Consider the following 13,096-nt stretch of genomic DNA (forward strand, 5'->3'; position numbering starts at 1 on the left):
CTTACCTTTGTTTTCAACATCTTGGGGTACCAGGAGCACGAGGAGGGGAGATGAATCGCACGCTGAAGTTGGTCTCGGCCATGGCTGCGGTCTTAAGCGGGTCTCCCGCCTTGGCCCTGGAGCTTGGCGCCCTGCGCACCGAATCGGCGCTCAATCAGCCCTTTTCCGGATCGATCGAGCTCAGCGATGTCAAGGCGGAGGAGCTCGATGCGGTGCGCGTCGAACTCGCCCCGCCAGAAGCATTCGCCAAGGCCAAGATCGAGCGTTATTACTATCTCACCCAGTTGCGCTTTATCCCCGAGGCAATGCCCGATGGCCGGACCCAGGTGCGGGTCACCAGCTCTGAGCCGATGCGCGAACCCTATCTCGATTTTCTCGTCCAGGTAACCTGGCCGAATGGTCGGTTCATCAAATCCTATACCGTCCTTCTCGACCCGCCAACCCTGGCCGAGCGCCGCGCGCCTAGCATCCAGACCGTGCGCGCGGGCGCGGTTTCAACCATGCCAGCGGGCAGACAGGTGCAAACAGGCGAGCGCAGTGCGGCTGGGACCGTTGCCACCGGCGATTACCTTCCACCGCCCGGTGAGGGCTTCCCGGTCTATATCGGTCCGGTCGCCCCAGGCGAGGGTCTATGGGCGCTTGCGCGGCGCCATGCGCCCGCCGGCGCAACCGCCGCCCAGACCGCGCTCGCGCTGTATCGTTGTAATCAAGGGGCCTTTGTTCGCGGCAATATCAATCGTCTGATCGCAGGCAAGACCCTGGTCATCCCCTCGCGTGCTGAGCTCTTTGCTCTGGATGCGGATTCTGCCTGGCGCGAGTTTCAGGCGGCGATCAAAGGCCGTCAGATCAATCCATCGCCCCTGACCCCAGTGACACCTGAGATGCTGGCGCATCTTAGGGTCGTGGGTACGGCAACGCCGGTCCAGCCAGTACCTTCACCCTCATCCTCTGGTCAGGCAGCAGCGGTCCCGCTGCCCGCACCGACTACAGCGATGCCCCAGCCCTCGCCGGATGTCCTGCAAGCGATTGAGACCAGCGAGACGGCGCGGCAAGAGGCCGCTGAGATGCGCCAGCGCATCCAAGAACTCGAAGCCCAGCTCGCTGAGATCCAGAACCAGCTCAAACGCCGCGATGCCGAACTGGCCCGCGTCCAGTCTGCTGCCCAGCAGCCGGTATCGCTGACTGGCGAACAGCCGGCCCAAGCCCTGCAAAGCGAGCTGGTCGCCGAATCACCCAGCTCGCCTCCTGCATCTGAGACTGCTGCCGAATCGACCGAGACCGCAGGGCAAGCGGGGACCCTGGGTGTTGAAGCCCCGACGACCGTCCCGCTTCCGACTGAGCCGCCAGACGAGGTTGTAGATAGCGATGCCGCCTTCCCGCCCCCTGGGCCGATCCCTCTGCCGGAAGTCGAGCCTGCACCTGCTGTGCCCGTCCAGCCTGCTGAATCCCCCAAACCTGCTGCCTCGCCTCAGCCGCACGCTCAACCCCAGCAGCCCCCAAGCGCGGTCGGCTCAACCTGGTACAACCTACTTCTGCCGATCGCTGGGCTTGCAGGTTTGACAGCGGTCGGTATCTTACTCTTCTCGTTATTGAGCGCACGTCGCCGCCAGGCACAGATAGAGGAAGAAGAATCTGAAGAGTACCTTGTGCTCGATCGCCCTGATCAAACGCCTGCACAGCCCCAGCCGACATCAACCGCTGGGGCAGAAGATCAGGTCTCACTGGCGAAAAAGACCACCTTTGCCTCGACCCATCCCCTCCCCATCGAACTGGAAAGCGAGGAAGAGGGTCCGCCTTCGCTCTCCACCGATTTTGACGACACCCATACCGAGTATGAGGATGTCGATGCCCTCTCCGAAGCCGACATCTATATTGCTTATGGACGCCACCGTGAGGCCCGCACCCTGCTCGAAAAGGAGATCAGACGCGATCCGCAGCGCCTTGAGCTCAAATACAAACTCGCTGACGCCCTCGCTGCCGGTGGCGAACGCGATGCCCTGAAAGAGTTGCTCGACGAGATCCAGGCGGCTGGTGGCGACAAGAAAGACCCCGAACAGTGGGAGCGGTTACAGCGCCTGTGGCGCGAGTCCACACCGACTATCATGGGTGAAGGGTTGGCTGCGCGGGTGGATTCTGTCCAGGGCCATGCGGCCAGGGCCCCTGAACCCGTCGCACCGGCGCCAGCGGTATCGGCGGTTGAGCCGACATCAAGGTCAAGTCAACCGGCATCCGATATCGAAGATCTATCGCTCGATTTGATGGAATCGCTGGAGGTTGACCAGTCCCAAGCGAAACCCGAGGAGGCAGCCCCTGCTGCCATTCAGCCGCCGCCCCAGGTGTCCAAACCGGCATCTACCCCAGCGTCCAAGCCGGCGCCCGCCGCCGAACTCCCGTCCCTCGAGGAAGAGCTAGATAAGCTCCTCCCCTTGATCGAATCCGGCCAAGGATTGAATCTCAAGCTTCCCGAGATCGAAGCTGGATCGGCCCGCACGTCCAAACCTGCCGAAGAGCCTTCGATCTCTATCGATTCCAGCCTAAGCTCAGACCGCGAGAGCGTCCCCTCGGATCTCCTGTCTTCGCAATGGCAGGTCGATTCGGGTATCTGGGACGAGGTCGCCACCAAGCTCGATCTCGCCCGTGCCTATATCGAGATGAACGATCAAGAGGCCGCGCGCGAGATCCTCGAGGAGGTGCTCAATGAGGGGCGCGATGACCAGCGCAAGGAGGCACAGGCGTTGATCGAGCGTCTTGGTCGCTCAGGCTGATGGCCCCCTGCAGCGGACGGATCGCCCTGGGGGTCGAGTACGACGGGACCGACTTCCAGGGCTGGCAGGTCCAATCCGGGGTGCGTACGGTCCAGGCCGTGCTCGAGGAGGCCATCGCGCGGGTCGCCGATCATCCAGTCCAGGTACAGGCCGCCGGACGCACCGACGCCGGTGTCCATGCCATCGAGCAGGTCGTGCACTTTGATACCCGTGCCTGCCGCAGCGAGCGGGCCTGGGTCCTGGGGGTCAATACCCATCTGCCACCCGATGTCGCCGTGCGTTGGGCGCACCCCGTCACCGATGACTTCCATGCCCGCTTCAGCGCTACAGGCCGGCACTATCGCTATCAGATCCTGATGCGCCGCACCCGCTCGCCGCTCGAACGCCATCGCGCGGTCTGGGTCCATGAACCCCTGGACCTCGAGCGGATGCAGAGGGCAGCCCAAGCGCTCATCGGCGAGCATGATTTTTCGAGCTTTCGGGCCCTCTCCTGCCAGGCCAAGAGCCCCATCCGCCGGGTCTTTTATCTGGAGCTCGAACAACAGGATGAGCACATCGCCCTGGCCATCGGCGCCAATGGGTTTTTACATCACATGGTGCGCAATATCGCAGGTGTCCTGATCGCGATCGGGCGCGGTGAGGCGCCGGTGGATTGGACTGCGGAGCTACTTAGGCTCAAGGACCGTAGGCTCGGTGGGGTCACGGCCCCGCCACAGGGGTTATATTTCGTCCGCGCCGATTATCCCGAGCGCTGCGGCCTGCCCCAGATCGGTCGGCGCGCCCCGCTTGCGCGTCTGCGCGATGAGCGCCCCCTGCTGTCGCTTGCGGAGCCGGATGAGCTCTGCCCTGGGGTGGCATAGCCCCCTCCATGCCCATGCAGCAGCCGCGCACCCGCGTCAAGATCTGTGGCATCACCCGCAGCGAGGACCTCGAGGCGGCGGTTGCCGTTGGCGCCGATGCGGTCGGATTCGTCTTTTATCCACCAAGCCCGCGGGCAGTGGGCATCGAGCAGGCGGCAGCCCTCTGTCAGGCACTCAAGCCGTTCGTCAGCGCGGTCGGGCTGTTCGTCGATGCGCGCCCTGAGGAGATCGAGGCCGTGCTCGCCCAGGTGCCGCTCGATCTCCTCCAGTTCCACGGGGATGAGCCGCCTGAGTTGTGCCGGCGTTTTGGGCGGCGTTGGATCAAGGCAATCCGTATGCGCCCGGATATCGATCTCGAAGCCGAATACGCGCGTTTTGTGGGGACAGCCGGACTCTTGCTCGATGCCTATGACCCGAATCGGCCCGGGGGGACCGGTCAGAGGTTCGATTGGGGGCTCATCCCGCCTCGCCTTGCCTCAAAGATCATCCTGGCCGGTGGGCTCGATGCGCGCAATGTCGCCGAGGCCATCGCCCAGGTTCGGCCGTATGGGGTCGATGTCAGCGGCGGTGTGGAGCGGGCCAAGGGGATCAAGGACCCCGAGCGGATGGCATCCTTTATGCGGGCCGTTCGCGATGGCGATCGCCGGCGGGCCGGTATCTCCTAGGGTGCGCGATGCGCACCCTAGGGCTGAGGGTTATTTCGCAGTGGTAGGTGCGCAGGGCGCACCTCGGTCGCAACGCAACGAGGTTTGACCTATGTATGACCTCCCCGATCAGCGGGGACATTTCGGGCCCTACGGCGGGCTCTTCGTCCCGGAGACCCTGATGCAGCCGCTTGAGGAGCTGCGTCTGGCCTATGAGCACTACAAAGATGACCCCGAGTTTCAGGCCGAGCTCGCGGCGGACCTGCGCGACTATGTCGGGCGCCCCTCGCCGCTGTATCAGGCCGCCCGTCTCAGCCACGAGCTTGGCGGAGCCCAGATCTATCTCAAGCGCGAGGACCTCAATCACACCGGCGCACACAAGGTCAACAACACCGTCGGCCAGGCGCTCTTGGCCAGGCGTATGGGCAAGACACGCATCATCGCCGAGACCGGTGCGGGACAGCACGGGGTGGCGACCGCCACGGTCGCCGCGCGCCTGGGGCTTGAATGCGCGGTCTATATGGGCGAGGTAGATGTCGCGCGCCAGAAGGCGAATGTCTATCGCATGAAGCTTTTAGGCGCCGAGGTCATCCCCGTGCGCTCGGGATCGCGCACCCTCAAGGACGCACTCAATGAGGCCATGCGCGACTGGGTGACCAATGTGGACAACACCTTCTATATCATCGGTACCGTGGCTGGACCTCATCCCTATCCGATGATGGTGCGTGATTTTCAGGCGATCATCGGGCGCGAGACCAAAGAGCAAATCATCGAGCGCGCCGGTCATCTGCCGGATGCATTGATCGCATGTGTCGGCGGGGGATCGAACGCCATGGGGCTGTTTTATCCATTTATCGAGGACAACGAGGTCGCGCTCTATGGCGTCGAGGCGGCGGGCGAGGGGATTGCAACCGGGCGCCATGCCGCGCCGCTTAATGCCGGACGGCCTGGGGTGCTGCACGGCAACCGGACCTATCTCATGGAGGACGAGGACGGTCAGATCATCGAGACCCATTCGATCTCTGCCGGTCTGGACTATCCAGGCGTCGGCCCAGAGCACGCATGGCTTAAGGATATCGGGCGGGCGACCTATGTGGCCGTGACCGATGCGGAGGCGCTGTCCGCCTTTCACCGCCTCACCCGCACCGAGGGGATCATCCCCGCGCTTGAATCCAGCCATGCCCTGGCCTATGCAGAGAAGCTCGCGCCTCAGATGCGCCACGACCAGATCATCGTGGTCAATCTCTCGGGTCGCGGCGACAAGGATATGCACACGGTCGCCGAACATGATGGGTGGGCACTATGAGCCGGATCTCTGAACGCTTTGCCGCATTGCGGGCCAAGGGGCGCAAGGCCCTCATCCCTTACATCACCGCCGGCGACCCCAAGCCAGAGGTCACCGTCACCCTGATGCATGCTCTGGTCGAGGTGGGCGCCGATCTCATCGAGTTGGGGGTGCCCTTTTCCGACCCCATGGCCGACGGCCCAGTGATCCAGCGGGCAACCGAACGCGCGCTTGCCCAAGGGGTCAGGCTGCGCGATGTGCTCGCGATGGTGGAGTCATTTCGCCGCTCCGACCCCGAGACCCCAGTGGTCCTCATGGGCTATCTCAACCCGCTCGAGCGCGTGGGCTATCAGGCATTTGCAGAGCATGCCCGGGCAGCAGGGGTCGATGGGGTACTCATCGTCGATGTCCCGCCCGAGGAGGGGGATGAGCTCGTCGAGGTCTTGAGGGCTTATGGCCTGGATCTGGTCTATCTCTTGGCCCCGACCTCGACGGATGAACGCATCCTAAGGATCGGCGAGCGTGCCTCAGGCTTTGTCTATTATGTCTCGGTCAAGGGGGTTACAGGCGCCGGACATCTGGACGCAGCCGATGTCGCCGCCCATCTTAAGCGCATCAAGTCCATGATCGCACTTCCCGTAGGCGTGGGCTTTGGGATCAAGGACACCGCGACCGCGGCGCAGATCGCAAGCATCGCCGATGCGGTGATCGTGGGCAGCGCGATCGTCAGCCGGATCGAGGCCCTAAGCCAAACCCCTGAACGCATCCCTGAAGAGATCGCCGGTTTTCTCAAGGGTCTGCGCACAGCGATCGATGGCGCAGAGTAGGGTACGCACTGCGTACCCAGAGGCAACAGGGGTGTGCAGTGCGCACCCTACTACTGATCCACACCTGACATCCCAACGAGATGGAAGATTCAACCAAGTCACAGCTCCAAGCACAGGCCAGCGCCACCATGCGTCAGGCGATGAACAAGGGCAAGCGCTGGTTTGAAAAACTGATCCCCACGCGCATCCGCATCAATGCCAACACCAAGCGCACGGTGCCCGAAGGCCTCTGGACCAAGTGCCCAGGCTGCAACGCCATCCTGTATCGCGCCGAGCTCGAGCGCAATCTCGAGGTCTGCCCCAAATGCGGCTATCACAACCGGATCGGCGCCCGCCGCCGTCTAGAGGCCTTTCTCGATCCTGAGGACCGCGAGGAGATCGGGGCCGAGCTCGAATCGGTCGATCCCCTGCGGTTCAAGGACCTCAAGAAATACAAGGACCGCCTGGCCCAGGCCCAGAAACAATCGGGCGAGAAGGAGGCCATGATCGTGATGCGCGGGCGGCTCAAAGGATCGCCAATCGTGGCCGCGGCCTTTGAGTTCAACTTTATGGGTGGCTCCATGGGCTCGGTGGTCGGCGAGCGCTTCGTACGCGGGGTCGAGGCCGCTATGACCCAGCAGTCGCCATTGGTCTGTTTTGCGGCGAGCGGCGGGGCGCGGATGCAAGAGAGCCTTTTTTCGCTGATGCAGATGGCCAAGACCAGCGCCGCCCTGGCGAGTCTGCGCGAGCAACGCCTGCCGTTCATCTCGGTCCTGACCGATCCCACCATGGGCGGGGTCTCAGCGAGCCTGGGGATGCTGGGGGACCTCAATATCGCCGAGCCCAATGCTTTGATCGGCTTTGCCGGGCCTCGGGTGATCGAACAAACTGTGCGCGAGCAACTGCCCGAGGGCTTTCAGCGCAGCGAGTTCTTGCTCGAAAAGGGGGCGCTCGACATGATCATCGATCGACGCGATCTGCGCGAACGGATCGCCGATCTCTTGGCCCTGTTGATGCGACGCCCCAGGTATTGCCGCACCGTGGTGCCAGTCCAGGCCCATCTGGTATGATAGGTCCTTGCAAGAGGGTTAAAGGCTGGCGCTCCTTGTGCTGAGCGAAGACACCCCCAAGACGCTCGATCACTGGCTCGCCTGGCTGGTGGGGCTGCATCCGCGACGCATTGCCCTTGGGCTTGAACGCATCCGCGCGGTCTGGTCGAGGCTGGGTGCGCCGCGCCCCTCATGCCCGGTTATCACCGTCGGTGGGACCAACGGCAAAGGCTCGACGGTGGCCATGATCGAGGCTATCGCGCGCGCGGCAGGCTACCGCTGCGGCGCCTATACCTCACCGCATCTTTTGCATTACAACGAGCGGATGCGGATCGAGGGACAGCCGGTCTCAGACGAGGCACTGTGCGCTGCCTTCGCCCGCATCGAGGCGGTGCGGGGCGAGATCCCGCTCACCTATTTCGAGTTCGGGACCCTGGCCGCCTTGGATCTCTTTGCCCGCGCGGGGCTCGATCTCGTCGTGCTCGAGGTGGGGCTTGGCGGGCGGTTGGATGCGGTCAATCTGATCGATGCCGAGGTCGCGGTGGTCACGACCATCGGCCTGGATCACACCGAATGGCTGGGTGAGACGCTGGATGCCATCGCGCGCGAAAAGGCGGGGATATTTCGCCCGGGACGCCCGGCGATCATCGGCCAGCGCGATGCCCCCGAGACCCTGCGCCTAGAGGCCGAACGAATCGGCGCTATCTCCTATCAGCTCGGGCGCGAGTTCGACTGGTCCCAGAGCGCAGCGGGATGGCGATGGGAGCCTCGATTCGGGGATGAAAAGACCACAAGCCTCGACTCCTTGCCCTATCCCGCTGTCTGCGGTCCCTTCCAGCTCGACAATGCGAGCGCCGCTATCGCCGCCCTGATGCGGCTACCACTCTCGTTTCCTGCTGCGGCGATCGAGGCAGGGCTAAGAGGGGTCAGCCTCTCTGGGCGCTTTCAGGTCCTGAATGCGCCCGTCACCTGGGTACTGGATGTCGCCCACAATGCCGAGTCTGCCTCAGCCCTGGCCGCCAATCTGCGTGAACTTCCCTGTTCAGGTCGGCTGCATGCAGTCTTTGCGGTCCTCAACGACAAGCCAGCCGAGCGGATGGCAGCCCCTTTGGCAAGGCTCATCGATCGCTGGTATCTCACCCAGACGGGGGATGAACGGGCGCTGTCGGCCAAGGACTTGGCCGCGCGTCTGGCTGGTCTTCTGGGGGAGGGCAGATACCAGGTCTTTGGGGACATCGCCTTGGCGATCGATCGGGCCGCGGCCGAGGCGCAGACAGGTGATGGCTTGGTAATCTTCGGCTCCTTCACCACGGTCGCCGCGGCCCTAAGGCATCCTGCCTGCCCGCGGATATAGGGGCGGCCCTGGTGGCTGCCACGATGGTGGGGCAATCACAGCCAGGACCCAACCATAAAACATTCGTTCGCCGGGGTCACCGCCCTTCTCGCCCTTAGGCCCTAAGGGCATCTAGAGCATAAGGGCGGGGATCGAGGATCGGCGCTCGCCCCAACACCAGGTCAGCCATGAGCTGGGCCGAGGCGGGCCCCAGGGTCAGGCCGTTGCGGAAATGACCCGCATTGAAATAGAGCCCCGAGATCTCTGGATAGGCGACGATATAGGGGATACCGTTCGGTGACCCCGGGCGCAAACCCGACCAGTGATCCTCGATAGGCGCACGCCTAAGCACTGGAAAGAGCTGGACGGCGTCCTGATACAAGGATTCTTTGGCCTCAGCGGTTGTCTGTTGGTCGAATCCGGCGTGCTCCAGGGTGCTGCCGACGAGGACCCGCCCGTCGCGCCTTGGGATGACATAGCGCCTCTGGTCGAGCGCAATCCTCTGGATCTGGTTGGGTTTGGCGTGAAAGAGCAGCATCTGGCCCCGCACCGGACGGATCTCCGGGACAGTGCCTAGTTGTTCGAGGAGCTTAACCGTCCAGGCGCCAGCGCAGATGATCACCTGCTCGGCAACGATCTGGGCGCGCGGGGTGCGTACACCGCAGACCCTGTCGCCTGCGATCAGGAGCTCGCAGATCTCCTCGCGCTCGCGGATGGCAATCTTGCGCTCGATCGCGCGGCGGATCGCCTTGGTGAGCGCAGGCGGTCGGATCTGGGCGACCTCGGGGAGATGGAGCGCGCGTTCAGGATAGACGCCGAGCTCGGGTTCAAGGGCAGCGGTTTGCGCTGCATCGAGCACCTCCATCCGTTGGGCGCGTCTCTGCCCCCAGTCGAGGGCGCGGTCAAGGTCCTCCGGATCCAGGATCAGCATCCCGCTGACCGTATATTCGGGATCGATACCGGTCGTGGCGACGAGCTCGGCGACGAGGTCCGGATACAGAGCATGGCTCAGACGCGCCAGTGCATCCACCGCCTCGGGGACGCGCCAGGGATACAGCGGCGCCAAGACCCCGCTGCCCGCCCAGGAGGACTCGCGACCCGTCTCGCCCATCTCGATCAGGGTCACCGCAGCCCCTACTCGGGCAAGCTCGCGCGCCGTCAAAAGCCCGATGATGCCGCCGCCAACGACCAGGATGTCAGACATCGATCGCTCTCAGACCCCTCTTGCTTTAATTCTTGATAAGAAACACATGCTTTTGAAATTGAGTGAGCTGTCCAGATGTCGTGGGCATGGAAAGACGAGACATGAGATTGCTGTCGTTTGCGGCGCGCGAAGGGGCCCAAGGGCAAGGGGGGTAGGCGCAAGGTGGGCGAGAAGCGGGCGCTGTTGGCGGGCAAGACGCCCGAGATTCGCGTCACGCACCGTCGCGAAGGCCTGTCGGTGATCTCGACGCTGACCAACCGCGGCAAGGTGCCTTGGAAGGCGTTCGCGGGGGCGATGAACGCCGACATCCTGTTCATGAAGCGGCTCGTCAAGGACGCCAGGGGCAAGAAGATCTTCCTCATCCTCGACAACCTGCGCGTGCATCACACCAAGCCGGTCAAGGCGTGGCTGGCTGCATGCGCCAATCAAATCGAGGCCTCCTCCCTCCCCCCCTACAGCCCAGCACTGAACCCCAACGAGATGCTCAAGGCCATCATCACCGCGCAGGCGCCCTCCCGCGCCAAGGGCGATCTGAAGAAGGCGACCGTCAGCCACCTGCGCCGCCTTCTCAATTCCCCCCAACGCGTCATGTGCTACTTCCAGCATCCCAAGCTCCATGATGCCGCGTAATACAAGTTCAGAGGTAGGGGCGCATGCATACCCTATAGCTCACGCGGCAGGGCGAAGACCACATCTTCGTGCTGCCCTGGCTGTTCGCTGATCTCAACCGCGCCCCACCCCTTGAGCCGTTCGATTACCCCATTGACCAGGATCTCTGGCGCCGAGGCACCGGCGGTGACACCAACCCTGTTGCAGCCCATCAGCCATTCGGCCCTGAGGTTCTCCGCCCCGTCGATGAGATAGGCGCGACAGCCCTGTTTCTCGGCGAGCTCGCGCAGTCGGTTGGAGTTCGAGCTATTGGGGGAGCCGACCACCAGGATTAGGTCACAGCGCTGGGCGAGGTCGCGCACCGCATCCTGGCGATTCTGGGTCGCATAGCAGATATCGCTTTTGCGCGGACCTTGGATCTTGGGGAAACGCGCCTGCAAGGTGGCGATGATGGTGCGGCTGTCGTCGAGCGAGAGGGTCGTCTGGGTGACATAGGCCAGGCGCTCGGAGTCCGGCACCTCGAGCCTTTCTACATCCTCGCTCCCCTCGACCAGAAACATCCGGGCATCCCCCTGGGGGTCGACGCATTGCCCGAGCGTCCCCTCGACCTCTGGATGCCCGCGATGACCGATCAGGATCACGCTGATCCCCTGTTTGCAATAACGCGCGACCTCGAGATGTACCTTGTTGACCAGGGGGCAGGTTGCATCGAAGACCCGCAGGCCCCGCGCCTCGGCCTCGCCCCGCACCGCTTGCGGGACGCCGTGGGCGCTGAAGATCAGGGTCGCGCCGTCCGGGACCTCGGCGAGGTCCTCGATGAAGATCGCACCGCGCCGACGCAGACCATCGACCACGAAGCGGTTGTGCACCACCTCATGGCGCACATAGACAGGCGCGCCGAAGCGCTCGAGCACCCGCTCGACGATGGCGATCGCCCGATCGACCCCGGCGCAAAAGCCGCGCGGGTTGGCAAGCTCGACGGCGAACGGAGGGAAGGACATGACCTCGCTTGGAGAGCCGGCGTCTCGCCGATCAGCAGAAGTATGCGTGTTCATCATGGTTTGAGGATAAGTGACTCACATCCGCCAAAACAGCACAAAGGGGTTGGGGTTTTTGCCGACGAGAGTCCGCTCGGAGCCGACGAGATGCCGACGCTCGATCGTTACACGGCCCTTGCCAGTTCAGCCGCCCGCCCGAGATAACGCTCAGGGGTGAGGGCCTTGAGCTCGGCCTTGACCGCATCCGGCAGCGCAAGCCCGTCGATGAAGGCATGGAGCTCAGATTGCCCGATCCGCTGGCCGCGGGTGAGGGCCTTGAGCTGTTCATAGGGTTCGGGCAGGCCATAGCGCCGCATGACGGTCTGGATTGGCTCGGCTAGGACCTCCCAGTGCTCGTCGAGGTCAAGGCGCAAGCGCTCGGGATCGGCCTCGAGCTTGGCCAGTCCCTGCTGGATGGACTGGATGGCGATGAGCTGATACCCAAAGGCCGTGCCCAAGTTGCGCAGGACAGTGGAGTCCGTGAGGTCGCGCTGCCAGCGGGAGATGGGGAGCTTGTCGGCGAGATGGCGCAAGAGCGCATTGGCAAGCCCCAGGTTGCCCTCGGCGTTCTCGAAGTCGATCGGGTTGACCTTATGCGGCATGGTCGATGAGCCGACCTCGCCCGATCTGAGGCGCTGCTTGAAATAACCGAGGGCGATATAGCCCCAGAGGTCGCGGCAGAGATCGATCAGGACGGTATTGCAGCGCGCCAAGGCGTCGAACAGCTCGGCCAAAGCGTCATGCGGCTCGATCTGGGTGGTATAAGGGTTGAAGGCAAGGCCCAGGGACTCGACGAAATCTTGAGCAAATGCCGGCCAATCGACCTCGGGATAGGCGATGCAATGGGCGTTGTAGTTTCCGACCGCTCCATTGATCTTGCCGAGCAGCCTGACCTCGGCGATGCGTACGCGCTGGAGGCGCAGGCGATAGACGAAGTTCGCAAGCTCTTTACCCAGGGTCGTCGGGGTTGCCGGCTGACCATGGGTGCGCGCCAGCATCGGCAGCTCGGCATGCCGCTGGGCGAGAGCGCGCAGCGAGCCGAGCAGTTCATCCAACGTCGGCAGGATGACCGCATCCCGCCCCTCGCGCACCATCAGGCCATAGGCCAGATTGTTGATATCCTCCGAGGTGCAGGCGAAATGCACGAACTCGCTGATACGGGTAAGCTCGGTGAGCCCCCCGAGCTGCTCCTTGATGAAATATTCGACCGCCTTGACGTCGTGGTTGGTGGTGCGCTCGATCGACTTGATGCGCTCGGCGTCCGCGAGGGTGAACGCATCGCTTAGACGCTCAAGGACGGCCTCGGCCTCGGGGGAGAAGGGATTGACCTCTGGAATGCCGGGGTGCGCAGCAAGACACCGAAGCCAACGGACCTCGACCAGGACGCGGTGCCGAATGAGACCATACTCGCTGAAGATCGCGCGCAGTAGGGCGGTGCGCGCGCCATAGCGCCCATCGATGGGTGAGACGGCGGTCAGGCTGGCAAGCGGTAGCGACATCGTCC

General features: G+C 63.7%; 11 protein-coding genes. 8 read left to right on the top strand and 3 right to left on the bottom strand.

What is annotated here, in order from left to right; translation table 11 throughout:
- Positions 1-50 precede the first annotated feature (50 nt).
- From GWK36_RS01140 to folC, 7 genes are all read left to right on the top strand, one after another.
- Positions 51-2,765: a FimV/HubP family polar landmark protein gene (locus GWK36_RS01140; RefSeq protein ID WP_166269352.1), complete on the top strand. Its 2,715-nt coding sequence runs from the start codon at positions 51-53 to the stop codon at positions 2,763-2,765.
- Positions 2,765-3,625 (top strand): tRNA pseudouridine(38-40) synthase TruA, encoded by an 861-nt coding sequence (gene truA, locus GWK36_RS01145; RefSeq protein WP_166269354.1) that lies wholly within the window; start codon positions 2,765-2,767, stop codon positions 3,623-3,625. Before GWK36_RS01140 ends, truA begins: the two co-directional genes overlap by 1 nt.
- 14 nt (positions 3,626-3,639) lie before the next feature.
- Positions 3,640-4,290, top strand: a complete 651-nt coding sequence (locus tag GWK36_RS01150; RefSeq protein WP_166272328.1) for a phosphoribosylanthranilate isomerase — start codon at positions 3,640-3,642, stop codon at positions 4,288-4,290.
- Between the two features lie 91 nt (positions 4,291-4,381).
- The gene (gene trpB, locus GWK36_RS01155) at positions 4,382-5,575 is read left to right on the top strand and encodes a tryptophan synthase subunit beta (RefSeq protein ID WP_166269356.1); all 1,194 of its coding nucleotides are present in this window, start codon (positions 4,382-4,384) and stop codon (positions 5,573-5,575) included.
- Positions 5,572-6,381 (top strand): tryptophan synthase subunit alpha, encoded by an 810-nt coding sequence (gene trpA, locus GWK36_RS01160; RefSeq protein ID WP_166269358.1) that lies wholly within the window; start codon positions 5,572-5,574, stop codon positions 6,379-6,381. Before trpB ends, trpA begins: the two co-directional genes overlap by 4 nt.
- Before the next feature lie 140 nt (positions 6,382-6,521).
- Positions 6,522-7,430 carry an acetyl-CoA carboxylase, carboxyltransferase subunit beta gene (gene accD, locus GWK36_RS01165; protein ID WP_166272330.1) on the top strand — a complete coding sequence of 303 codons (909 nt, stop codon included), beginning with the start codon at positions 6,522-6,524 and terminating at the stop codon, positions 7,428-7,430.
- A gap of 37 nt (positions 7,431-7,467) precedes the next feature.
- Positions 7,468-8,763, top strand: coding sequence for a bifunctional tetrahydrofolate synthase/dihydrofolate synthase (folC, locus tag GWK36_RS01170; RefSeq protein WP_166269360.1), 1,296 nt, complete (start codon positions 7,468-7,470; stop codon positions 8,761-8,763).
- Between the two features lie 94 nt (positions 8,764-8,857).
- On the opposite strand, the gene thiO is transcribed toward folC, so the two are convergent.
- Positions 8,858-9,946 (bottom strand): glycine oxidase ThiO, encoded by a 1,089-nt coding sequence (thiO, locus tag GWK36_RS01175; RefSeq protein ID WP_166269362.1) that lies wholly within the window; start codon positions 9,944-9,946, stop codon positions 8,858-8,860.
- Between the two features lie 162 nt (positions 9,947-10,108).
- Here thiO and GWK36_RS01180 point away from each other — a divergent pair, with 162 nt between their 5' ends.
- Positions 10,109-10,576, top strand: a complete 468-nt coding sequence (locus tag GWK36_RS01180) for a transposase (protein WP_166269364.1) — start codon at positions 10,109-10,111, stop codon at positions 10,574-10,576.
- A gap of 32 nt (positions 10,577-10,608) precedes the next feature.
- Here the strand turns inward: GWK36_RS01180 and ispH are convergent, their stop codons facing one another.
- A complete protein-coding gene (gene ispH, locus GWK36_RS01185; protein WP_166269366.1) occupies positions 10,609-11,556 on the bottom strand; it encodes a 4-hydroxy-3-methylbut-2-enyl diphosphate reductase in 948 nt (315 codons plus the stop codon).
- Positions 11,557-11,717: 161 nt separating this feature from the next.
- On the bottom strand, positions 11,718-13,091 hold the full coding sequence (gene purB, locus GWK36_RS01190) for an adenylosuccinate lyase (protein ID WP_166269368.1): 1,374 nt from the start codon (positions 13,089-13,091) through the stop codon (positions 11,718-11,720).
- Positions 13,092-13,096: the final 5 nt, after the last annotated feature.

Origin of the sequence: Caldichromatium japonicum, assembly GCF_011290485.1 — a bacterium.
GTDB lineage: Bacteria > Pseudomonadota > Gammaproteobacteria > Chromatiales > Chromatiaceae > Thermochromatium > Thermochromatium japonicum.

Bases quoted from the DNA above. Each gene is read 5' to 3' on its own strand.
- GWK36_RS01140 (WP_166269352.1), top strand. From the start codon at position 51: ATGAATCGCACGCTGAAGTTGGTCTCGGCCATGGCTGCGGTCTTAAGC.
- truA (WP_166269354.1), top strand. From the start codon at position 2,765: ATGGCCCCCTGCAGCGGACGGATCGCCCTGGGGGTCGAGTACGACGGG.
- GWK36_RS01150 (WP_166272328.1), top strand. From the start codon at position 3,640: ATGCAGCAGCCGCGCACCCGCGTCAAGATCTGTGGCATCACCCGCAGC.
- trpB (WP_166269356.1), top strand. From the start codon at position 4,382: ATGTATGACCTCCCCGATCAGCGGGGACATTTCGGGCCCTACGGCGGG.
- trpA (WP_166269358.1), top strand. From the start codon at position 5,572: ATGAGCCGGATCTCTGAACGCTTTGCCGCATTGCGGGCCAAGGGGCGC.
- accD (WP_166272330.1), top strand. From the start codon at position 6,522: ATGAACAAGGGCAAGCGCTGGTTTGAAAAACTGATCCCCACGCGCATC.
- thiO (WP_166269362.1), bottom strand. From the start codon at position 9,946: ATGTCTGACATCCTGGTCGTTGGCGGCGGCATCATCGGGCTTTTGACG.
- ispH (WP_166269366.1), bottom strand. From the start codon at position 11,556: ATGTCCTTCCCTCCGTTCGCCGTCGAGCTTGCCAACCCGCGCGGCTTT.
- purB (WP_166269368.1), bottom strand. From the start codon at position 13,091: ATGTCGCTACCGCTTGCCAGCCTGACCGCCGTCTCACCCATCGATGGG.